Annotated in this window: 20 protein-coding genes; 18 read left to right on the forward strand and 2 right to left on the reverse strand. The window is 38.9% G+C overall.

Annotated features, from left to right (window positions below; all coding sequences use genetic code 11):
• Position 1 precedes the first annotated feature (1 nt).
• From xseA to spo0A, 9 genes are all read left to right on the forward strand, one after another.
• Positions 2-1,360 (forward strand): exodeoxyribonuclease VII large subunit, encoded by a 1,359-nt coding sequence (xseA, locus tag ACE198_RS11535; protein ID WP_375375663.1) that lies wholly within the window; start codon positions 2-4, stop codon positions 1,358-1,360.
• Positions 1,350-1,583, forward strand: coding sequence for an exodeoxyribonuclease VII small subunit (locus ACE198_RS11540; protein WP_311315808.1), 234 nt, complete (start codon positions 1,350-1,352; stop codon positions 1,581-1,583). Before xseA ends, ACE198_RS11540 begins: the two co-directional genes overlap by 11 nt.
• A 3-nt stretch (positions 1,584-1,586) precedes the next feature.
• A complete protein-coding gene (locus ACE198_RS11545; protein ID WP_251457167.1) occupies positions 1,587-2,480 on the forward strand; it encodes a polyprenyl synthetase family protein in 894 nt (297 codons plus the stop codon).
• 188 nt (positions 2,481-2,668) lie between these two features.
• Positions 2,669-4,564 (forward strand): 1-deoxy-D-xylulose-5-phosphate synthase, encoded by a 1,896-nt coding sequence (gene dxs / locus ACE198_RS11550; RefSeq protein WP_251457164.1) that lies wholly within the window; start codon positions 2,669-2,671, stop codon positions 4,562-4,564.
• A 3-nt stretch (positions 4,565-4,567) separates the two neighbouring features.
• The gene (locus ACE198_RS11555; protein ID WP_251457161.1) at positions 4,568-5,407 is read left to right on the forward strand and encodes a TlyA family RNA methyltransferase; all 840 of its coding nucleotides are present in this window, start codon (positions 4,568-4,570) and stop codon (positions 5,405-5,407) included.
• A 334-nt stretch (positions 5,408-5,741) separates the two neighbouring features.
• On the forward strand, positions 5,742-6,191 hold the full coding sequence (gene ahrC / locus ACE198_RS11560) for a transcriptional regulator AhrC/ArgR (protein WP_098574917.1): 450 nt from the start codon (positions 5,742-5,744) through the stop codon (positions 6,189-6,191).
• Positions 6,192-6,206: 15 nt separating this feature from the next.
• On the forward strand, positions 6,207-7,925 hold the full coding sequence (gene recN, locus ACE198_RS11565) for a DNA repair protein RecN (RefSeq protein WP_251457158.1): 1,719 nt from the start codon (positions 6,207-6,209) through the stop codon (positions 7,923-7,925).
• A 180-nt stretch (positions 7,926-8,105) separates the two neighbouring features.
• Positions 8,106-9,395 (forward strand): SpoIVB peptidase, encoded by a 1,290-nt coding sequence (gene spoIVB, locus ACE198_RS11570; RefSeq protein ID WP_098574915.1) that lies wholly within the window; start codon positions 8,106-8,108, stop codon positions 9,393-9,395.
• 380 nt (positions 9,396-9,775) lie between these two features.
• Complete coding sequence (spo0A, locus tag ACE198_RS11575) at positions 9,776-10,567, forward strand: sporulation transcription factor Spo0A (RefSeq protein ID WP_098574914.1); 792 nt, start codon at positions 9,776-9,778, stop codon at positions 10,565-10,567.
• An 84-nt stretch (positions 10,568-10,651) separates the two neighbouring features.
• On the opposite strand, the gene ACE198_RS11580 is transcribed toward spo0A, so the two are convergent.
• The gene (locus ACE198_RS11580; protein ID WP_144547617.1) at positions 10,652-10,789 is read right to left on the reverse strand and encodes a YycC family protein; all 138 of its coding nucleotides are present in this window, start codon (positions 10,787-10,789) and stop codon (positions 10,652-10,654) included.
• A gap of 37 nt (positions 10,790-10,826) precedes the next feature.
• Here ACE198_RS11580 and ACE198_RS11585 point away from each other — a divergent pair, with 37 nt between their 5' ends.
• Positions 10,827-11,555 carry a glycerophosphodiester phosphodiesterase gene (locus tag ACE198_RS11585; RefSeq protein WP_251457156.1) on the forward strand — a complete coding sequence of 243 codons (729 nt, stop codon included), beginning with the start codon at positions 10,827-10,829 and terminating at the stop codon, positions 11,553-11,555.
• Positions 11,556-11,565: 10 nt separating this feature from the next.
• Here the strand turns inward: ACE198_RS11585 and ACE198_RS11590 are convergent, their stop codons facing one another.
• Positions 11,566-11,799 carry a DUF2627 domain-containing protein gene (locus ACE198_RS11590; RefSeq protein WP_098574911.1) on the reverse strand — a complete coding sequence of 78 codons (234 nt, stop codon included), beginning with the start codon at positions 11,797-11,799 and terminating at the stop codon, positions 11,566-11,568.
• A 183-nt stretch (positions 11,800-11,982) separates the two neighbouring features.
• Here ACE198_RS11590 and ACE198_RS11595 point away from each other — a divergent pair, with 183 nt between their 5' ends.
• The 8 genes from ACE198_RS11595 (at position 11,983) to ACE198_RS11630 (ending at position 22,283) form a co-directional block, all read left to right on the forward strand.
• A complete protein-coding gene (locus ACE198_RS11595; RefSeq protein WP_375375664.1) occupies positions 11,983-14,058 on the forward strand; it encodes a sigma 54-interacting transcriptional regulator in 2,076 nt (691 codons plus the stop codon).
• 129 nt (positions 14,059-14,187) lie between these two features.
• Entirely contained in the window at positions 14,188-15,093 is a 906-nt protein-coding gene (gene yqiS / locus ACE198_RS11600; RefSeq protein WP_375375665.1) for a phosphate butyryltransferase, read from the forward strand.
• A gap of 30 nt (positions 15,094-15,123) precedes the next feature.
• Positions 15,124-16,227 carry a branched-chain amino acid dehydrogenase gene (bcd, locus tag ACE198_RS11605; RefSeq protein WP_098574908.1) on the forward strand — a complete coding sequence of 368 codons (1,104 nt, stop codon included), beginning with the start codon at positions 15,124-15,126 and terminating at the stop codon, positions 16,225-16,227.
• Between the two features lie 106 nt (positions 16,228-16,333).
• Positions 16,334-17,437 (forward strand): butyrate kinase, encoded by a 1,104-nt coding sequence (buk, locus tag ACE198_RS11610; RefSeq protein WP_251457150.1) that lies wholly within the window; start codon positions 16,334-16,336, stop codon positions 17,435-17,437.
• A 21-nt stretch (positions 17,438-17,458) separates the two neighbouring features.
• Positions 17,459-18,880, forward strand: coding sequence for a dihydrolipoyl dehydrogenase (gene lpdA / locus ACE198_RS11615; RefSeq protein ID WP_375375666.1), 1,422 nt, complete (start codon positions 17,459-17,461; stop codon positions 18,878-18,880).
• A 39-nt stretch (positions 18,881-18,919) separates the two neighbouring features.
• The gene (locus tag ACE198_RS11620) at positions 18,920-19,915 is read left to right on the forward strand and encodes a thiamine pyrophosphate-dependent dehydrogenase E1 component subunit alpha (RefSeq protein ID WP_251457144.1); all 996 of its coding nucleotides are present in this window, start codon (positions 18,920-18,922) and stop codon (positions 19,913-19,915) included.
• A 12-nt stretch (positions 19,916-19,927) separates the two neighbouring features.
• Entirely contained in the window at positions 19,928-20,911 is a 984-nt protein-coding gene (locus ACE198_RS11625; RefSeq protein WP_251457141.1) for an alpha-ketoacid dehydrogenase subunit beta, read from the forward strand.
• Positions 20,912-20,975: 64 nt separating this feature from the next.
• Positions 20,976-22,283: a dihydrolipoamide acetyltransferase family protein gene (locus ACE198_RS11630; RefSeq protein WP_251457138.1), complete on the forward strand. Its 1,308-nt coding sequence runs from the start codon at positions 20,976-20,978 to the stop codon at positions 22,281-22,283.
• Positions 22,284-22,391: the final 108 nt, after the last annotated feature.

Genomic DNA, 22,391 nt, shown 5'->3' on the forward strand with positions numbered 1-22,391 from the left:
TATGCAGGAACAAAAATATTTAACTGTGAATGCTCTAACCAAGTACATAAAAAGAAAATTTGATGCAGACCCGCATTTACGAGATGTGCATGTAAGAGGTGAAATTTCAAATTTTAAACAGCATTCGAGCGGACATATGTATTTTACCTTAAAGGATGAAAGGGCCCGAATTCTTGCCGTTATGTTTTCAAGTAACTCTCGTACTATGAAATTCACACCCGAAAACGGCATGAAAGTGATCGTAAAAGGTGAAATTTCGGTATATGAACCAAGTGGTCAATATCAGATCTATATCAAAGAAATGCTTCCAGATGGAATTGGGGAATTGTTTTTAGCTTATGAACAGCTTAAACAAAAACTTGAATTAGAAGGGTTATTTGCGCTTGAAACAAAAAAGACGATACCATTATATCCGAAAACAATTGGTGTGATTACTTCGCCCACAGGGGCTGCCATTAGAGATGTCATTACTACCATTAAAAGGCGATATCCTATTGCAAATATTCTTGTCTTTCCTGCCCTTGTACAAGGTGAAAATGCTGCACCATCGATTGCCAAGGCTATCTCTCAAGCAAATAGTATGACCGGAATTGATGTGCTAATAGTTGGACGAGGCGGAGGTTCCATTGAGGAATTGTGGGCCTTTAATGAAGAACTCGTTGCACGTACAATTTTTTCTTCAGATATTCCTATCATTTCAGCGGTTGGACATGAAACTGATTTTACCATTGCCGACTTTGTCGCAGATTTACGTGCACCTACACCAACTGGTGCAGCTGAACTGGCAGTTCCGCATATTGATGAGTTAATGGAAAGAGTCTTGCAGCGGCAGACTCGCCTTCTTCGTTCAATGAAGGGGAAATATCAGTTAGAAAAAGAACGGTTAACACGTGTTCAGAAATCCTATGCCTTTCGTTATCCACATCGACTATATGAACAAAAACTAGAGCAGGTTGATAAACTAACAGAACTGCTTGTCCGTGGTGCGTCTAGGTTGTCTCAAATTAAAAAAGGACAACACGAAACTCTTCATAAACGCTTACAAAGGAACCATCCGAGCCAATCTTTACACGAAGCAAGTAAACGATTAGATCATACCAATAAAGAAATGAAACGTGCCATGCTCCAGGTATTTTCAAAAAAACAAACTGAATTTGAACGAATTCTTTCCACCTTAGGGGCATTAAGTCCTTTGAAAATTATGGAACGTGGCTATAGTTTAGCATATTCCGAAGAGAACAGACTGATAAAAAGTATTCATCAAGTGAGGATGAATGAGCAAGTTCAGATTCAATTAACAGATGGCAGTCTATTTTGCAAAGTCGAGAATATTAAGGAGAGTGAAAAACGTGAAGACTGAAAATAAACTATCCTTTGAAGAAGCGATGACTAAATTAGAGCAAATAGTGGATAAGCTTGAAGAAGGTGACGTACCTTTAGAAGAAGCGATTATCTTCTATAAAGAAGGTATGGAGTTGTCCAAACTTTGCCATGATAAATTGAAAAATGTTGAAGACCAATTAACACAGATTATTACGGAGGACGGTCAAACAGAGAGTTTTACCATTGACGAGGAGGTATAAGACTTGGGAACCGGGTTACTAGATGCATTTGCACAAGAATATAAACTTCTGCTTGATTCGGAGCTTCGGACTTTAGTTAATAAGCTTGATGCCCCCCCAATCATAAAGGAATCGATGATTTATTCCCTTGAAGCAGGTGGCAAACGTATACGCCCATTATTACTATTCGCTACTTTAGACTCATTTGGAGTTGAGCCGCAAAAAGGGCTTTTTGCTGCTTCGGCTATTGAGATGATCCATACATACTCTCTCATACATGATGACTTGCCAAGCATGGACAATGATGATCTAAGGAGAGGAAAGCCGACAAATCATAAAGTTTTTGGTGATGCAATAGCTATTTTAGCTGGAGATGCATTATTAACTTATAGTTTTGAGGTAATAGGGAACATTCCTCCTGAGATTGCATCAGATGCAACAAAATTAAAATTAGTGATTGAATTAGCAAAGGCTGCAGGCACAGAAGGAATGGTTGGCGGCCAAGTGGCCGATATGGAAGGTGAAGGAAAATCCTTAACTATAGAAGAACTTGAGTATATACACATACATAAAACAGGAAAATTACTAAAGTTTAGTGTTCTTGCGGGTGCGATTATGGCAAATGCAACACAAGATCAATTAGAGAACCTTTCATCATTTGCCCATCACTTAGGTCTCGCTTTTCAAATTCAGGATGATATTCTTGATTTAGTTGGGAACCAACAATTAATTGGGAAGCCTGTTGGAAGCGATACTAACAATCATAAAAGTACTTATCCGCAGTTGTTAACACTAGAAGGGGCAACTGCAGCATTGCATAAACAAATCAATCTGTCAAAGAAGTATTTAAGCCTGACAGGATTGAATACAAACCTACTTTTGGAAATAACTGATTTAGTTGCTTCAAGAGACCATTAATATACGGAATTTGAGGCATTGAAATAAGTGTGTTATAATTATTTTCATTGTAGAAAACGTTGTCAATGCCGTTATCACTCAAGTGTTAGCGGCTATTTTTTAATCAGAGTTAAATTTTCTGAATGTGTCCTTTTTACACAGCTACTAAACAGAGAATGCATAAACGTATGAAAGTGAGTGGTCCAAAAATGGATCTATTATCAATAAAAGACCCGTCCTTTTTAAAAGGCATGTCGAATACCGAATTAGAGGCTTTAAGTCAAGATGTCCGAAAGTTTTTGATTGAAAAGCTGTCTGTTACTGGAGGCCATATTGGACCAAATTTGGGTGTTGTTGAATTAACTATTGCTTTACATAAATGTTTTAACAGTCCTACGGATAAGATTATTTGGGATGTGGGACATCAATCCTATGTTCATAAAATTTTAACTGGCAGGGCTTGTGAGTTTGATACATTGCGGCAGTATAAAGGCTTATGCGGATTCCCGAAACGAACTGAGAGTGAGCATGATGTATGGGAAACGGGTCATAGTTCCACATCTCTTTCAGCGGCGATGGGGATGGCTATAGCTAGAGATTTAAAAAAGGAAAAATCTTTTGTTATTCCTGTGATCGGCGATGGTGCGTTAACTGGTGGAATGGCGTTGGAAGCCTTAAATCATATCGGACACGAGAAGAAAGACATGATTGTTATCTTAAATGATAACGAGATGTCAATCGCGCCTAATGTTGGTGCCGTTCATAATATCCTTGGCCAATTACGCACAGCTGGAAAGTACCAGTGGGTTAAAGATGAATTGGAAGTACTACTGAAAAAAGTACCTGCAGTGGGTGGGAAATTAGCCGCAACTGCTGAGCGAGTGAAAGACAGCCTTAAATATTTATTTGTTTCAGGAATGTTTTTTGAGGAACTAGGTTTTACCTATCTCGGTCCAATTGATGGTCATAATTTTGAAGCGTTATTTGAAAACTTCAGCTATGCCAAAAAGACAGAAGGCCCAATCCTTCTGCACGTCATTACTAAAAAGGGAAAAGGTTACCAGCCAGCGGAAAGTGACAAAACAGGGACATGGCATGGAACTGGACCTTATAAAATGGATACAGGTGCCTTTGTTAAGCCAGCAAAAACTCCACCGCCAGCCTGGAGCAGTCTTGTAAGTGAAACTGTTCGTAAGCTTGCTCGAACTGATGACCGAATTGTTGCAATTACACCAGCGATGCCTGTGGGTTCCAAACTTGAAGGCTTTGCAAGTGAGTTCCCTGAGCGTATGTATGATGTCGGGATTGCTGAGCAGCATGCTGCGACAGTTGCAGCTGGTTTAGCTACACAAAATATGAAACCTTTTCTTGCTATTTATTCAACCTTTTTACAACGAGCCTATGACCAAGTTGTTCACGATATTTGCAGGCAAAATTTAAATGTCTTTATGGGAATTGACCGTGCCGGTTTGGTAGGTGCAGACGGAGAAACCCATCAAGGTGTGTTTGATATAGCTTTTTTAAGGCATATTCCCAATATGGTATTAATGATGCCAAAGGATGAAAATGAAGGCCAGCATATGGTATACACCGCACTGAATTATAATGACGGGCCGATTGCGATGCGATTCCCGCGTGGAAATGGACTTGGGGTTCCAATGGATCAGGAATATCATAATATTCCAATTGGTACATGGGAAGTTCTTAAAGATGGCGATGATGCAGCAATCTTAACCTTTGGAACTACCATACCGATGGCGTTAAAAGCTGCTGAGATCCTTAATAAGAAGGGGATATCTGTCAAGGTTGTCAATGCCCGTTTTATTAAGCCATTGGATGAAAAAATGCTAACTAATCTCCTTTCAAAACATATGCCGATTCTCAGCATTGAGGAGGCTGCATTACAAGGCGGTTTCGGGAGTGCAATTCTTGAGTTTTCGCAAAACCATGGCTTTTATCATTCACACATTGACAGAATTGGAATACCAGACAAATTTATCGAACATGGGGATGTAAACTCCCTTCTTGAAGAGATTGGTTTAACAACCGAAGAGGTAGTCAAAAGAGTTTCCATTCTAGCTAGAAAAAAACAACAAAGGGCTTAAGAAATGAAAAATAAAGAACGGTTAGATGTATTACTAGTAGAAAGAGGTTTAATCGAAACAAGGGAAAAGGCAAAGCGGTCAATTATGGCAGGGCTTGTTTATTCAAATGAGGAGCGGTTGGATAAACCTGGAGAGAAAGTCAAAATTGATATCCCGCTTTCTATAAAAGGAAAAGTGCTTCCATATGTCAGCCGCGGGGGATTAAAGCTTGAGAAGGCTTTAAAAGTTTTTGATGTCAGTGTTGCAGATAAAGTACTATTAGACATTGGATCATCTACAGGAGGCTTTACAGATTGTGCACTTCAAAATGGAGCAAAGATGTCCTATGCCTTGGATGTAGGTTATAATCAACTTGCCTGGAAACTTAGACAGGATGAACGAGTTGTAGTGATGGAAAGGACCAATTTCCGTTATGTCACACCAGCTGATTTAATTGGAGAAATGCCGAATTTCGCCACAATAGATGTTTCCTTTATCTCGTTAACTTTAATCTTGCCAGTTTTAAAAACACTTTTAGTTACTGGAAGTGATGTAGTGGCTCTGGTTAAACCACAATTTGAAGCAGGCCGTGAACAGGTTGGGAAAAAGGGAATTGTCAGAGACGAGAAAGTGCATCTTCAAGTAATTGATAAAATCATAAATTTTGCGGTCCAACAAGGGTACACGATTAAAAACTTATCCTTTTCACCAATTACAGGTGGTGATGGGAATATTGAATACTTGCTCCACTTAAAATGGGAAGGCGAACGGGAAACGGGCGACAATCAATTACCTGTCACACCTGCTGAAATTGTAAAGGACTCCCATTTGGAATTTAAAACAAAACAAAATTCAGAAGGATAGGCAGAGGCTTATCCTTCTCTTCGTATTCAAGGCCCTTAATCCACAGCCTCTGTTAAACGATATTATTGTTTTTTACCTCTGTTGATTGGAGCGGAAGGCGCTCGACTCCTGCGGGAGTACGGGGCAGGGGAGACCCCACAGGAGCTAAAGCGCCGAGGAGGCTCCCCGGCACGCCCGCGGAAAGCGAGCGACTGGAGCGGAAATCAACAACCTAATTTAACAGAGCCTAAAGAAAAAATGTACAAGTTTATAAAAATCGGCTAACATATGGGTAGAAGCACGTTTTAGTACAAAATACATAGATAAACTTTTTTAATGATTATGGGGTGAGATAATGAATAAAGGCCAACGTCATATTAAAATAAGAGAAATTATTGCAAGTAATGACATAGAGACACAAGATGATTTAGTGGATGAACTGAAGAATGCAGGCTACAATATAACCCAAGCCACGGTTTCAAGGGATATTAAGGAGTTACATCTTGTTAAAGTTCCCTTAAGCGATGGAAGGTATAAATACAGCCTGCCTGCCGACCAAAGATTTAATCCATTACAAAAATTAAAAAGATCATTAATTGATGCGTTCGTGCGAATCGATGCAGCAGGTCACTTGCTTGTTATGAAGTGCTTGCCAGGTAATGCAATGGCCATAGGCGCATTAATTGATAATCTGGATTGGGAAGAAATATTAGGAACCATTTGCGGTGATGATACGATGTTAATTATTTGCCGAACTCCAGAGGATACTGAAGTAATCACCAATCGGTTCCTAGATATGCTTTAATTGGGGGAATGTTCCTTGTTAGCTGAATTATCTATTAAAAATTTCGCTATTATCGAATCCTTGTCTGTAACTTTTTCAAAGGGATTAACGGTTTTAACGGGAGAGACTGGAGCAGGAAAATCAATCATTATTGATGCTATTCATTTATTAGTTGGAGGCAGAGGGTCTGCAGAGTTTGTTCGGCATGGCGAGGAGCGTGCCGAAATTGAAGGACTTTTCCAGCTGGATGATAGTAAACATCCTGTCATTGCTAAAGCTCTTGAATTTGGCATCGATATTGATGAAGGAATGGTTATATTACGACGGGATATTTCCCAGTCGGGTAAAAGTATTTGCCGGGTGAATGGGAAGTTAGTGACGATTGCTACTCTTAGGGAAATTGGGTCAACACTTGTTGACATTCATGGTCAGCATGAGCATCAGGAATTAATGGATGAGTCGAGACACTTAACCTTGTTAGATCAATTTGGTGCGGATGATATTTATCCATCTCAAGGGGAATATCAGCAGGTTTTTCGGCGTTATGAGCAAACATTGCAAAGGTTAAAAGCATTAAGTGAAAATGACCAAAAGACTGCCCATCGGCTCGATCTTATTTCGTTTCAATTGGATGAGATCCAAAATGCAAATTTAAAGATAAATGAAGATGAAGAACTTTTTGAAGAAAAAAGAAAACTGAATAATTTTGAACGAGTGTTCGAAGCTCTTCAATCGAGTCATAACGCCTTACAAGGGGAACAAAAGGGGCTTGATTGGATTAGTATGGTAATGGGGCATCTCGAGGATGCTGCTGCCATTGATAGCGCATATAAGGACATGTATGAAGCGGTTTCAAACAGCTACTACCAATTGGAGGATGCTGCACGGTCCTTAAGAACTGAATTAGATGCATTAGAGTTTGATCCTCAGCGGTTGCACGAAATTGAAGATCGCCTAAATGAAATTAATCGCCTAAAACGGAAATATGGTAAAACCATTGATGAAATATTAGAATACGCCAGAAAAATTGAAGAAGAAATTGAAACATTACAAAATAAAGAAACGCATATAAGCGAATTAGAAAAAGAATTAGCCTCGATAAAAAAAGACTTAATGCTTGAAGCAAAACAATTGACGGAAATTCGTCTAAAATGGGCTGACAAACTTACAAAGTTAATACATAAAGAGTTAAAAGAGTTGTATATGGCGAAGACTGTTTTTGAAATTCGCTTTGAGTCTAACCCAATGCAGTTTACCAAAAATGGGGTGGACCATGTCGAATTTTACATATCAACTAATCCTGGTGAGCCACTAAAGCCTTTATCAAAAGTTGCTTCAGGAGGGGAATTATCACGAATTATGCTGGCATTAAAAAGTATTTTCTCTCAGCATCAAGGCGTGACTTCAATTATTTTCGATGAAGTAGATACAGGGGTGAGCGGCAGGGTTGCTCAGTCTATTGCCGAGAAGATCTATAAGGTGGCAAGCCTTTCCCAGGTTTTATGTATTTCGCATTTGCCACAGGTTGCTGCGATGGCAGATATACACTTGTTTATTTCCAAACTTATTAAAGGCGGAAGAACAAAGACTTCTGTTACTCCATTGCAGCTTGAAGATAAAATTAATGAAATCGGCCGGATGATTTCTGGATCCGAAATAACCGACCTGACAAAAAAACATGCTGAAGAATTATTATTTTTAGCTGCAGAGAGTAAGAAAAGCGGCAGTGGAGCACTGATCCGACTTAATCGTTAGTTTTAGACATTTTTCCATTCAGAAAAGCTATATTTACTATATTTTTAATAAAAATTGTAATGCTATCCATTTCGGGTAGCTTTTTTATGTTGAACCAAGTTATAAATGATTGTCAAGGAGGCAAAATTAAAGATGTAGCCATTTAAGTTTAATGAAAAGAAGCGAGGAGAGTGAAAAAATTTGAAGTTAGAACTAATTAGAAAGATTATTGGTGGAATTCTCCTTGTTTCATTAATTAGCCTTATTTTTTTTCAGCCTATACAGCAATATCTCGCGATACCCAAGACTATTACGGTTTTCGAAGGACAAGACTATACTTTTCAAAAGGCTGTACCGGTATCAGCCTCTTTGGTTTCTCAAAATTCAAATATCACTTTGGATGAAGGAAAACACACGGTTTCAATGGCGGCATCTAAAAATGGTAAAAATGAAATGCTGTTAGAATATGCGGGGATACCGATCAAGAAGGTAGATGTACGTGTATTAAAAGATTTTAGGGTTATACCAGGCGGACAGTCGATTGGAGTGAAGTTAAATACCGTAGGTGTATTGGTAGTGGGCCACCATTTAATCAATACCATTTCGGGAAAAAAGTCTCCAGGTGAAATTGCAGGGATAAAAATTGGGGATATCATTACAGAAATAAATGGTAATAAAATAGAAAAAATGACGGATGTGGCACCATATGTGCAAACTGCTGGACAAGAAGGTAAAGCGCTCAATATGGTTATTAGTCGAGAAAGTGGAAAATTTACTACAAAACTTACCCCATTAAAAGAAAAAGGGGAAAACAATTATAAGCTTGGTTTGTATATTAGGGATTCTGCAGCAGGAATTGGAACAATGACATTTATTCACCCACAATCAAAAAAATATGGTGCCCTAGGGCATGTAATATCTGATATGGATACAAAACAACCGATCGTTGTAGAGGACGGCCAAATTGTCCGTTCCACGGTTACTTCTATTGAAAAAGGGAGTAACGGAGACCCGGGTGAAAAGCTTGCACGCTTTTCGTCGGACCGTGAGATAGTTGGGAATATCCAAAAAAATAGTCCATTTGGAATTTTTGGAGAGATGGTCAAAGATTTAAAAAATGGTGTTATGGATAAACCACTGCCGATTGCCTTATCGCATCAGGTTAAAGAAGGACCTGCTAAAATTTTAACGGTTGTAAATAATGACCGAGTAGAAGAATTTGATATTGAAATCGTAAGCACAATTCCGCAAAAGTTTCCAGCAACCAAAGGCATGGTAATCAAAGTAACCGACCCTAAACTCCTTAAAAAAACAGGAGGAATTGTTCAAGGGATGAGCGGTAGCCCAATTATTCAAGATGGAAAACTAATTGGCGCTGTTACACATGTTTTTGTTAATGATCCAACCTCCGGATACGGAGTACACATCGAATGGATGTTAGATGAAGCTGGAATTAACATATATGAAATGCCAAAAAATAAAGCAAGTTAACAATTGGGAGCAAAATAGGAAAAATCCCTATTTTGCTTTTTTTACATTGACTGTGTTCCAGTTTAATGTTGAATTTTTACACTTTGTTGATTGAAGTGCCTGGAACGGAAATCAACAGCCAAGTTTAACACAGCCATTACATAAAAGTTTTTCGACAAAAATAACCCAAACATTGGAAAAAACGCGTTTTACGTCGAAAAGGTGAGAAAAACAAAGAAAAGATAAGATTTTATCACTATTTTAAGAAATATTAAAAAAATGAGAGGAATTTTTGTTGCATTGTCGAATTTCTAATTTAGAATATAATTAGGAGAATACAACTGATTAGGAATGTAAGTTGAAATAGAGGTTATGATTTGAACCCTGAGGAGGAACTGGAAGTGAAGAAAATCAAAGTATGTGTCGTTGATGACAATAGGGAACTAGTAGGATTATTAGAGGACTTTATTTCGTCCCAGGATGATATGGAAGTTGCAGGGATTGCCCACAATGGTCAGGAATGTTTAGAAATGTTATCGCAAACGGATCCTGATGTTCTAGTTTTAGATATAATCATGCCCCACCTAGATGGCTTAGCAGTATTAGAGCGCCTCCGTGAAATTAAAAAAGGAGTTTTGCCGAATGTAATCATGTTAACCGCATTTGGACAGGAAGATGTTACGAAAAAAGCGGTTGAACTTGGTGCATCCTACTTTATTTTGAAACCATTTGATATGGAGAATCTAGGCAGCCATATTAGACAAGTTAGTGGAAATACTAACTCTTTTACCCGAAAATCAACATCCTCCACCTACCGTACTCAAACTGAACAAAAACCTAAAAACTTAGATGCCAGTATTACAAGTATTATTCATGAAATTGGTGTCCCAGCCCATATTAAAGGGTACTTATATTTACGAGAAGCCATCTCCATGGTTTATAATGATATCGAACTTTTAGGTTCCATTACGAAAGTGTTATATCCAGATATCGCCAAAAAATACAATACGACTGCAAGCCGTGTGGAACGAGCCATCCGTCATGCGATAGAAGTAGCTTGGAGCCGTGGAAATATTGATTCTATTTCCTCGCTGTTCGGTTATACGGTCAGTATGTCTAAAGCAAAGCCAACCAATTCCGAGTTCATTGCAATGGTTGCTGACAAGCTTCGTCTAGAGCACAAGGCGTCTTGAACAGAATAACAATGAGGAAAAGCCTTCATCACAAAAATGAAGGCTTTTCTCATTCTTTAAAGTTGAATCAAGCTTTTTAGAGAATTATTTCTTTTCATTCTCTAGTTCCATCAGTTTTTGAATAAGAATATGTTGAGGCATATGCATAAGCTGTTCTATCGGAACATTTAACTTTTGGGAAAGCTTTATGGCCGTTTCAGGTGATAACTGTAAGGGTTTCATTAGTAATCCTCCTATATTGAAGTTGGGAAGTGAAAAGATGACTCAAATTTTTGCGCACCGTGGTTATTCCGCTTCTTTTGCCGAAAATACACTAACAGCCTTTATAGAAGCAGAAAAAGCAGGAGCTGACGGATTAGAATTGGATGTACAATTAACTAAGGACGGCGAAATAGTTGTCATTCATGATGAAAAAGTTGATCGAACTACGAATGGTAAAGGGTTTGTCAAAGATTTTTTATATAAAGATTTAAGAAAGTTGAATGCGAATAATAAAAACAGCAAAATGGAACCAATTCCAGCATTAACGGAAGTGTTGGAATGGCTATCTACAAATAAATTATTATGTAATATTGAACTCAAAAATGGACTTATTCCCTATAGAGGGTTGGAAGAAAAAGTCATTCAGCTTATTTACAAATATAAGTTAGTGGATAGAATTATTATTTCCTCTTTTAATCATTATAGTATTGTCTATACCTACAGTATCGCACCGGAAATAGAAACAGCTCCTCTATTTCTTGAGGGAATCTACATGCCATGGGTCTATGCTAAAGCAATTCGAGCAAAAGGGATTCATCCCAAACATTCTGCGATATCTAATGAAATTATCATTAAAACCATTGAAAATGGGATTGCTGTACGTCCTTATACAGTAAATAAAGAAGTAGATATGCAGCGTCTGTTTAATATTAATTGTACGGCACTTATTACTGATGACCCAGTCAAGGCGTTAACAGTACGAAAGCAATTTGAAAAGAGACCGTAGGGGCCTCTTTTTATTTTTTAAATCTCTTTTGAACTTTGCTTCTTTTTCGATCGCGGTGGAAAATAAATCCTGCGACGAAGCCTAGTCCTCCGATAAAAAAGATTAATCCAGTTAGAAATTGAAGTAATAAATTAGGAAATGGTGCTTGTACTATTCCGAATAACATATCACGCATTAATTTAATGCCAATAGCAGCTAGGATACCTGGAATTAATACAATCAAGAGGGCAATAATTCGCTTCATAAATAAATCCTTCCAATACTTAAATTTTGCAAAGTGAAAGCCTTAGTTTGATTATATCTCAAGAAAATATTATTACATAGAAATAATTTGTCAATAATTGTGATTAAAGTTAAAATGAATATGAAAAAAGTTGCATGGATTTCCTAAATATTATGAAAAAAATTTCTTATGAGAGGTATTTAAATGCAAAACGTAATGATTGTTGGTGCAGGAAAAGGTGGTACGGCAATCTTAAAAATCCTAAAAGAATCTGAGGTTTTAAAGGTAAGTGTTGTCGTTGATCGGAATTTAAATGCACCTGGCATGTTGTTAGCCCGCAAAGAGGGGATAAATACTGGTACAGATTGGCAGCCTTATTTAACTGACCAGATTGATATTATTATCGAAGTTACTGGAAATGAGGTAGTATTCCAAGAGTTAAGAAATACAAAAAGTAAACAGACCGTTTTGATTCCAGGAAGTGTTGCCTTTCTAGTTGCAAAGATTATGGAAGAAAAAGAAGATCTCATTGAAAAGCACAAAAATGAATCCTACCAGCAAGAACTTATTTTTAATGCAACTAATGACGGAATGGTTGTTATTGATAAATATGGTAAGGTCATTTTATTTAATACCCGCGCACAAGAAATTATCGGTGTAACAAAGGAACAGGCAATTGGCAAATATGTAGTCGAAGTTATTCCAACAAGCAGGCTCCCTTTCATCCTTGAGTCAAGAAGAACAGAAGCAAACCAAGAAATGGTTTTAGAAAATGATCGAAAAATTATTACTACGAGGATTCCTATTATCGAGGAAAATGGCACCTTGATAGGAGCGTTTGCTGTCTTCAAAGATATCACTGAAGTGGTTAATCTTGCAGAGGAACTTACAGATTTACGGGAAATTCAAACGATGCTTCAGGCCATTATTCATTCTAGTGATGATGCTATTTCTGTTGTGGATGAGAATGGCAGGGGAATTCTTATTAATCCTGCTTACTCACGGATTACAGGTCTTACACAGGAACAAGTAATAGGAAAACCTGCCACAGCCGATATTTCTGAGGGCGAAAGTATGCACATGAAAGTGCTGCAAACGAGGAGAGCTGTTCGCGGGGTACCAATGAGAGTGGGACCCAATAAACGAGAAGTTATTGTGAATGTTGCTCCAATTATTGTAAAGGGAAAGTTAAAAGGCAGTGTTGGTGTTATCCACGATATGTCTGAGATGAAATCTTTAAGCAGGGAATTAAATCGTGCACGCCAACTCATTCGCAAACTTGAAGCGAAATACACCTTTGAGGATATCATTGGCCAATCCGATGAAATGATGCTGGCGATAGAACAAGCAAAATTAGGAGCAAAAACCCCTGCTACCGTCCTCCTGCGAGGTGAATCGGGAACAGGGAAGGAACTGTTTGCTCATGCCATACATAATGCCAGTGACCGGAAATATAACAAATTTATCAGGGTCAATTGTGCTGCCATTTCAGAAACCTTGTTGGAAAGTGAATTATTTGGCTATGAAGAGGGTGCTTTTTCGGGTGCAGTGAGAGGCGGAAAAAGAGGCTTTTTTGAAGAAGCTAATAATGGGAGTATTTTTCTTGATGAAATCGGTGAGCTTCCAGTGAATACGCAGGCAAAGCTGCTCCGGGTTCTGCAAGAAAAAGAAATCATCCGAGTGGGCGGAACAAAGCCTATTTCCATTAATGTTAGGATTATTGCGGCAACTAATGTCAATTTAGAAAAAGGTATTGCTAAAGGCTCCTTTCGGGAAGACTTATATTATCGATTAAATCGTATGCCAATTCATATTCCCCCATTAAGAAAACGTATTGAAGAAATCCCTCTTTTAAATGAGCGGCTAATTCAAAAAATAAGTCAGGACTATGGAAGGAATGTAGAAGGAATTACCCCGTCTGCATTAAAGCAATTAATGGAATATGACTGGCCGGGAAACGTACGAGAATTAGAAAATATTCTTGGAAGAGCGATCATTTTTATGAAATTTAATGATCAGTTTATAGATGTGCAGCACTTACCGGAATTAAAAAATCAACAAAACCTAACGGAATCATCTGTAAATAATACTACTGATTCCGTAGTTATGGATCGTACATTATCAGATATGATGGAAGAATTTGAGGCTAAAATTATTAAGCAGACACTTCTTCGTTTGAATGAGAATAAAACATTAACAGCAAAAACGCTTGGATTGTCTGTAAGGAATTTATATTATAAGATTGAAAAATACAAGATTGAAAAAAATAGCATGCAATAAATTTCATATTTGAAAAAAAATGCACACTTGAATGCGAATGATAAAGCGTTTTCATAAACTGTGATTTGGCATGGAAATTGCATATTATAGAATGGGAGTTGCAGTAAAGGAGAAAGGGTTGATGACAACTTGTTGCTTGATTCACTAATTGAAAAAGCAGCCCAAGAACGTATAAACACCGTTGCAGTTGCTGCGGCAGAAGATTTAGAAGTCATCGAAGCAGTTATCGCTGCTTTAGAACAAAATCTTGCAAAATTTATTCTTTTCGGTGACGACGAAAAAATCAAATCCATAATAAAAGAAAAACACCCAAACATTAGCGAACTTAATTTAAAAGTTGTCAATGCTGCTTCAATTGCTGCAGCGGCAGAATTAGCTGTAAAGGCAGTCTTTAATAAAGAAGCAAATGTCCTGATGAAAGGGAATATTCCCACAAATATTTTTTTAAAGGCAGTCCTGAATAAAGAGCATGGATTGAGGACAGGAAATGTTTTATCACATATTGCTGCATTTGAAGTTCCTGGTTTCAATCGTTTTACGATCATTACAGATGCTGCAATGAATATTGCTCCAGATTTAGAAATGAAAGCACAAATTATTAAAAATGCAGTTTCCGTTGCAAGGTCAATTGGAATAGAAATACCGAAAGTGGCACCTCTAGCTGCGGTGGAAGTAGTAAATCCGGCTATGCAAGCTACATTAGATGCTGCTTCATTAACGGTAATGAATAGACGAGGACAGATTTTGGATTGTATTGTGGATGGTCCATTAGGGTTAGATAATGCTGTGTCAATGCTTGCTGCAGAACATAAAGGGATTCATAGTGATGTAGCTGGAAATGCAGATATTTTATTAGTCCCAACCATTGAAGTTGGCAATGTATTATATAAATCATTAATTTATTTTGCAAATGCAAAAGTGGGCGCCGTTATTGCCGGAGCAAAAGTACCAATTGTGCTAACATCCAGATCAGATTCTGCTGAAAGTAAGCTTTATTCAATTGCACTAGCGGTATGCTGTGCTACATCAAAATAGATAGTCAATCATTTGAGGAGGAATTTTTATATGGAAATTTTCAAATACCTAGAACAATACGATTATGAGCAAGTGGTATTCTGTCAGGATAAACAATCAGGATTAAAAGCAATTATTGCTATTCATGATACAACCCTAGGGCCGGCTTTAGGTGGAACACGGATGTGGACGTATGCATCTGAAGAGGCTGCCATTGAAGATGCACTAAGACTTGCTAAAGGAATGACTTATAAGAATGCAGCGGCTGGGCTAAATCTTGGCGGTGGTAAAACTGTTATCATCGGCGATCCAAGAAAAGATAAAAATGAAGAAATGTTCCGTGCATTTGGCCGTTACATTCAAGGATTAAACGGCAGATATATTACTGCAGAAGATGTCGGTACAACAGTGGCTGATATGGATTTAATTCATGAAGAGACAGATTTTGTAACTGGAATTTCTCCAGCGTTTGGTTCATCTGGTAATCCATCCCCAGTAACAGCATTTGGTGTATACCGCGGTATGAAAGCAGCTGCGAAAGAGGCATTTGGATCGGATTCTCTTGAAGGAAAAGTAGTGGCTGTTCAAGGTGTTGGAAATGTTGCTTATACACTTTGCGAATATTTACATGAAGAAGGGGCACAGCTGATTGTAACTGACATTAATAAAGAAGCAGTTAACCGTGCGGTTGAAGCATTTGGTGCTCTAGCTGTTGATCCTGATGAAATTTATGGTGTGGAATGTGATATATATGCCCCATGCGCACTCGGAGCAACGATTAATGACGAAACCATTCCACAGTTAAAAGCAAGAGTGATTGCTGGTTCTGCGAACAATCAATTAAAGGATACCCGTCACGGTGATATTATTCATGAAATGGGTATCGTTTACGCCCCGGATTATGTAATTAATGCTGGAGGTGTAATCAATGTGGCAGATGAATTGTATGGTTATAACCAAGAGCGCGCAATGAAAAAGGTTGAGCAGCTATATTCCACCATTGAAAAAGTAATTGAAATTTCAAAACGTGACGGCATTCCAACTTACGTAGCGGCAGACAGGATGGCAGAAGAAAGAATTGCAAGAATTCGTAATTCAAGAAGCCAATTTCTCCAAAACGGTCATCATATTTTAAGTCATAGAATTTCAAGATAACAACCTTTGACAAAAAATAGTATTTGGAAAGCGCTGAATGGGAATTCAGCGTCTTTGCCTTTCATGGGGCAATTAGGTTGAAAAATAAAATTGGAGGTCAAATACGTTGCACGATAATGAATATCGGATTCTCGTCATCAACCCAGGCTCGACATCCACGAAAATTGGGGTTTTCGATAATGATATTTCTATTTTTGAAAAAACAATTCGTCATGATTCTGAGACAATCAACTCTTTTGCAAATATTATTGATCAATATGAATTTAGAAAAACAACAATTTTGGAAACAATGGATAATGAAGGGATCAATTTTTCCAAACTATCGGCTGTATGTGCACGTGGGGGATTGCTGCGTCCGATCGAAGGGGGTACCTATGCAGTTAATGATGTGATGTTAGCAGATTTACGGTCTGGTTATGCAGGGCAGCACGCATCCAATCTTGGCGGGATCATTGCTTATGAAATTGCTTCTGGTTTAAATATTCCTTCGTATATCGTTGATCCAGTTGTTGTTGATGAGCTTGAACCAATTGCAAGAATATCTGGATTTTCCTTAATTGAACGGAAAAGTATTTTTCATGCATTGAATCAGAAGGCCGTTGCAAGAAGAGTTGCCAAGGAGTTAGGAAAAAGATACATCGACTTAAACTTAATTGTAACCCATATGGGTGGCGGTATTACAGTGGGTGTCCATAAGCAAGGGAAGGTCATTGATGTAAACAATGGTCTTCATGGAGATGGCCCCTTCAGTCCAGAACGATCCGGTACCGTTCCTGTTGGGGATTTAGTGGCCCTTTGTTATTCTGGAGAATATTATCGGGAAGAAATTATGAAGATGCTGGTTGGTCAAGGCGGCCTTGTAGGTTATCTCGGCACCAATGATGCTGTAAAGGTAGAGCAGCGAATAGCAGCAGGCGACAAAGAGGCAATGTTTATTTATGACGCAATGGCTTATCAAGTGGCTAAAGAAATTGGGGCTGCTAGTGCTGTTCTCTCTGGAAAAGTGGATGCCATTGTTCTAACTGGGGGCCTCGCATACGGGAAAGGATTTGTGAAATCTATTACCGATAGAATCAATTGGATTGCTGATGTAATGGTTCAACCGGGTGAAAATGAACTACAAGCACTTGCTGAGGGTGCGCTTCGGGTCTTAAGAGGCGAAGAAGAGGGAAAAATTTATCCTGGGAATTTTAAAACAGTTAAAATTTAAGGTTATGGGGAGGAAAAAAGAGTGGCACAAGAATATGATTTGGTAGTTCTTGGCGGGGGAACTGGCGGCTATGTCGCCGCTATTAGGGCCTCACAGCTTGGTTTAAAAACAGCGATTGTTGAAAAAGGGAAACTTGGCGGGACATGTCTGCATCAAGGGTGTATACCAAGTAAAGCACTGCTTAGGAGTGCTGAGGTTTTTGCAACTGCAAAGAATAGTGAGGATTTCGGGGTTATTACTAGTGATGTATCAATAAATTTTGGTAAAGTACAAGAAAGAAAAAATAAAATTATTGACCAACTTCATAAAGGTGTACAACATTTAATGAAACAGGGTAAAATCGATGTCTATGAAGGAATAGGCAGAATCTTAGGACCGTCCATTTTTTCTCCTATGCCAGGAACTATTTCAGTTGAAATGAATAACGGGGAAGAAAATGAAATGCTTCTTCCTAAAAATGTGATCATTGCAACAGGTTCAAGACCAAGGACCCTTCCAGGTCTTGAGATTGATGGTGAATATGTCATGACATCTGATGAAGCATTGCATTTAGAAACACTACCTAATTCTATTATTATAGTTGGTGGTGGCGTAATTGGAATAGAATGGGCGTCCATGCTTCATGATTTCGGTGTTGATGTAACAGTTATTGAGTATGCTGACCGTATTATTCCGACAGAAGATAAAGAAATTTCAAAAGAAATGCAGCGTTTAATGAAGAAAAAAGGAATTAAACTGGTAACAAGTGCAAAAGTCCTCCCTGAAACAATGGTAAAGGACAATGGTGTTACGATTTCTGCAGAAGTAAAGGGTACAGTGAAAGAATTTAAAGCTGAAAAAATTCTTGTTTCTGTAGGTCGTCGGGCAAATACAGAAGGAATTGGCTTAGAGAATACAGAAATACAAGTAGAGAATGGTTTTATTGCAACAAATGAATTCTTCCAAACAAAAGAATCACATATTTATGCGATTGGCGATGTAATTGGGGGATTACAACTTGCCCATGTGGCATCGCATGAAGGAATCATTGCTGTCGAACATATTGCCGGAAAAGATCCTTCGCCAATGCAGTATCATTTAGTTTCTAGATGTATCTATAGCAACCCTGAGGTTTCTAGTGTGGGAATAACAGAAGACCAAGCGATAGAAAACGGTCATAAAGTCAAAACAGGGAAGTTTTCTTTCCGAGCGATTGGGAAAGCGCTTGTGTTTGGAGAATCGGACGGATTTGTGAAAATTGTTGCGGATGAAGAGACCAATGATATTCTAGGGGTGCATATGATTGGACCACATGTAACTGATATGATTACGGAAGCAGGACTTGCGATGGTATTAGATGCGACCCCTTGGGAAATTGCACATACAATTCATCCACACCCAACTCTTTCAGAAGCCATTGGTGAGGCAGCACTTGCCGTTGATGGGAAAGCGATTCATTCTTAAGTGATTTTTTTCATTCGAACATTAGGAGGTAAGAAATAGATGACAGAAAAGCGTCATGATGCTTTAGGTTTAAATGACGGAAAAGTATTGGAAATGTACGAAACTATGCTATTGGCCCGCCGTATTGATGAGCGGATGTGGTTATTAAACCGTGCCGGGAAAATTCCCTTCGTTATATCCTGTCAAGGGCAGGAGGCAGCACAAGTAGGGGCTGCATTTGCGCTTGATCGTGAAAAAGATTATGTTCTTCCGTATTATCGTGATATGGGTGTGGTCTTAACTTTTGGTATGACTCCGAGGGAATTGATGCTTTCAGGTTTTGCCAAAGCGGAAGACCCTAACTCAGGCAGCAGGCAAATGCCAGGTCACTTTGGCCAAAAGAAAAATCGGATTGTCACAGGTTCTTCTCCGGTAACAACTCAAGTTCCACACGCTGTTGGAATTGCCCTTGCCGGGAAAATGGAAAGAAAAGATCTCGTAACTTTTGTAACTTTCGGAGAGGGCTCTTCTAACCAAGGGGACTTTCATGAGGGCGCCAATTTTGCAGGTGTACATAAACTTCCTGTTATTTTTATGTGTGAAAATAACAAATACGCAATTTCCGTTCCAATCGAAAAACAATTGGGGTGTGAAAAAGTTTCCGACCGTGCGATAGGTTATGGTATGCCAGGGTTCACTGTTGATGGAAACGATCCATTAGAGGTTTATAAAGCAGTGAAGGAAGCAGCAGAGCGTGGTCGACGCGGTGAAGGACCAACGTTAATTGAAACCATTTCTTATCGTCTAACGCCGCACTCTTCTGATGATGATGACCGTTCCTACCGTGCGCCAGATGAGGTTGCCAAAGCAAAAACCCAAGATCCAATTATTACCTTTGGGGCATATTTAAAGGAAACAGGTGTCATGGATGATGCGTTAGAAAAAGAAATTAATGACCGCGTAATGAAGCTTGTTAATGAGGCGACAGACTATGCAGAAAATGCACCGTACTCTGCACCTGAAGATGCGCTGAAATTTGTTTATGCGGACTTGTAAGGGGGATGAAACATGGCGATAATTTCATATATTGATGCTATTACAATGGCAATGCGAGAAGAAATGGAAAGAGATTCAAAAGTTTTTGTCCTTGGGGAAGATGTTGGATTAAAAGGCGGGGTGTTTAAGGCAACCCAAGGATTATATGACCAATTTGGGGAAGAACGAGTCATTGATACACCACTTGCTGAATCAGCTATTGCTGGCGTAGGAATTGGTGCAGCGATGTATGGCATGCGTCCGATTGCCGAAATGCAATTTGCCGACTTTATCATGCCTGCAGTGAATCAAATTATTTCAGAAGCAGCGAAAATCCGCTATCGTTCCAATAACGACTGGAGTTGTCCGATGGTTATTCGTGCTCCTTATGGCGGTGGTGTTCATGGTGCACTTTATCATTCCCAATCCGTTGAGGCAGTATTTGCAAATCAGCCTGGATTAAAAATTGTTATGCCATCCACACCTTACGATGCAAAAGGACTGTTAAAGGCCGCTGTCCGTGACAATGACCCAGTATTATTTTTCGAGCATAAGCGGGCGTATCGATTAATTAAAGGTGAGGTACCTTCAGATGATTATACCCTGCCAATAGGAAAAGCAGATGTAAAGCGCGAGGGAGAAGATATTACCGTCATTACGTATGGGCTATGTGTTCATTTTGCCCTTCAAGCAGCGGAAAAATTAGCGAAAGATGGTATCTCCGCTCATATTCTTGATTTGAGAACTGTCTATCCTCTGGATAAAGAAGCCATCATTGAGGCGGCATCGAAAACCGGTAAAGTTCTCCTTGTTACAGAGGACACAAAAGAAGGCAGTATTATTAGTGAGGTTGCTGCAATTATTGCAGAAAATTGTTTATTCGAATTAGATGCGCCAATTATGAGATTAGCTGGACCAGATGTACCGGCTATGCCATACTCGCCAACAATGGAAAAATTCTTTATGGTAAATCCTGATAAAGTCGAAAAAGCGATGCGTGAACTAGCTGAGTATTAAAACGAAAGCCCTGGCAACTGAAAGGGGTTAGGCGCCAGTGCTTGACAATAGGAGTGTGTAAATAGTGGTAATTGAACAAATTAAAATGCCTCAGTTAGGGGAGAGCGTAACCGAAGGTACGATCAGCAAATGGCTTGTATCTGTAGGAGATAAAGTAAATAAATACGACCCCCTTGCAGAAGTGATGACAGATAAGGTAAATGCGGAAATTCCATCCTCCTTTACAGGTGTAATAAAGGAACTAATTGCTGAAGAAGGGGATACCTTAGCCGTTGGGGAGCAAATTTGCACGATAGCGTTGGAAGGTGGAACAACTGAAGAAGTTCCCGAAGAGGCACCTGCTGCAGCTGGCACAAGCACACCATCAAGTACTCCAGAAAATGTGGAAAAAGCTGATCAAGGCAACAAAGCACGTTATTCGCCTGCTGTCCTTAAAATTTCTCAAGAACATGGCATTGATTTAACTAGGGTGTCAGGCACCGGTGCAGGCGGGCGAATTACGCGGAAAGATCTCTTAAAACTAATTGAATCAGGTAATATTCCTGAGGCAGGACAAGATGTTAAACCAAAAGCTGAGCCTGAAGTTACCAAGGTATCAAAACAAGCAATGGTTCAGCCAGTTGCCCAGTCAACGGCACCTGCTCAAGCTGTGAATATTCCAGTAGCCGTTGGCGACATTGAGATACCAGTCACAGGTATTCGTAAAGCAATTGCCGCAAATATGCTTAGGAGCAAACACGAAGCACCGCATGCTTGGACAATGATTGAAGTGGACGCCACGAATTTGGTGGAGTACCGTAACTCAATAAAAGCTGAGTTTAAGAAAAATGAGGGCTTTAATTTAACTTTCTTTGCATTCTTTGTGAAGGCTGTTGCACAAGCGTTAAAAGAATTCCCACAAATCAATTCTATGTGGGCAGGGGATAAAATCATTCAAAAGAAAGATATCAATATTTCCATTGCAGTTGCAACAGATGACGCCCTATATGTTCCTGTCATTAAACAGGCCGATGAAAAAACGATTAAAGGGATTGCACGTGAAATATCTGAGCTTGCAGTCAAAGTGAGAACCGGGAAACTAAGATCTGAAGACATGCAAGGCGGAACCTTCACGGTGAACAATACGGGTTCTTTTGGATCTGTTCAATCAATGGGTATCATCAATTATCCTCAAGCAGCTATTCTTCAAGTGGAGTCTATCGTCAAACGGCCAGTCGTCATGAATAATGGAATGATTGCTGTTCGTGATATCGTAAATTTATGTATGTCTCTCGATCATAGAGTATTAGATGGCCTCGTTTGCGGACGTTTCTTACAGCGAGTGAAGGAAATACTAGAAAATACTTCAAAATCAACGACTTCGATTTATTAAAACAAAACAACCGCTACCAGGCATGGCAGCGGTTGTTTGTTTTTAGATTGCTTGAAATGTGTTTGTGCCATAAAATAGTTGTAGGTAGAATTATTTGAATTTTAATTC

Origin of the sequence: Neobacillus sp. KR4-4 (genome assembly GCF_042136325.1) — a bacterium.
Taxonomy (GTDB): Bacteria; Bacillota; Bacilli; order Bacillales; family Cytobacillaceae; genus Neobacillus.

Excerpts from the sequence above, each read along its gene's own strand:
- xseA (WP_375375663.1), top strand. The coding sequence starts at position 2 with ATGCAGGAACAAAAATATTTAACTGTGAATGCTCTAACCAAGTACATA.
- dxs (WP_251457164.1), top strand. The coding sequence starts at position 2,669 with ATGGATCTATTATCAATAAAAGACCCGTCCTTTTTAAAAGGCATGTCG.
- ACE198_RS11555 (WP_251457161.1), top strand. The coding sequence starts at position 4,568 with ATGAAAAATAAAGAACGGTTAGATGTATTACTAGTAGAAAGAGGTTTA.
- ahrC (WP_098574917.1), top strand. The coding sequence starts at position 5,742 with ATGAATAAAGGCCAACGTCATATTAAAATAAGAGAAATTATTGCAAGT.
- ACE198_RS11580 (WP_144547617.1), bottom strand. The coding sequence starts at position 10,789 with ATGAAACCCTTACAGTTATCACCTGAAACGGCCATAAAGCTTTCCCAA.
- ACE198_RS11585 (WP_251457156.1), top strand. The coding sequence starts at position 10,827 with ATGACTCAAATTTTTGCGCACCGTGGTTATTCCGCTTCTTTTGCCGAA.
- ACE198_RS11590 (WP_098574911.1), bottom strand. The coding sequence starts at position 11,799 with ATGAAGCGAATTATTGCCCTCTTGATTGTATTAATTCCAGGTATCCTA.
- ACE198_RS11595 (WP_375375664.1), top strand. The coding sequence starts at position 11,983 with ATGCAAAACGTAATGATTGTTGGTGCAGGAAAAGGTGGTACGGCAATC.
- bcd (WP_098574908.1), top strand. The coding sequence starts at position 15,124 with ATGGAAATTTTCAAATACCTAGAACAATACGATTATGAGCAAGTGGTA.
- ACE198_RS11620 (WP_251457144.1), top strand. The coding sequence starts at position 18,920 with ATGACAGAAAAGCGTCATGATGCTTTAGGTTTAAATGACGGAAAAGTA.
- ACE198_RS11625 (WP_251457141.1), top strand. The coding sequence starts at position 19,928 with ATGGCGATAATTTCATATATTGATGCTATTACAATGGCAATGCGAGAA.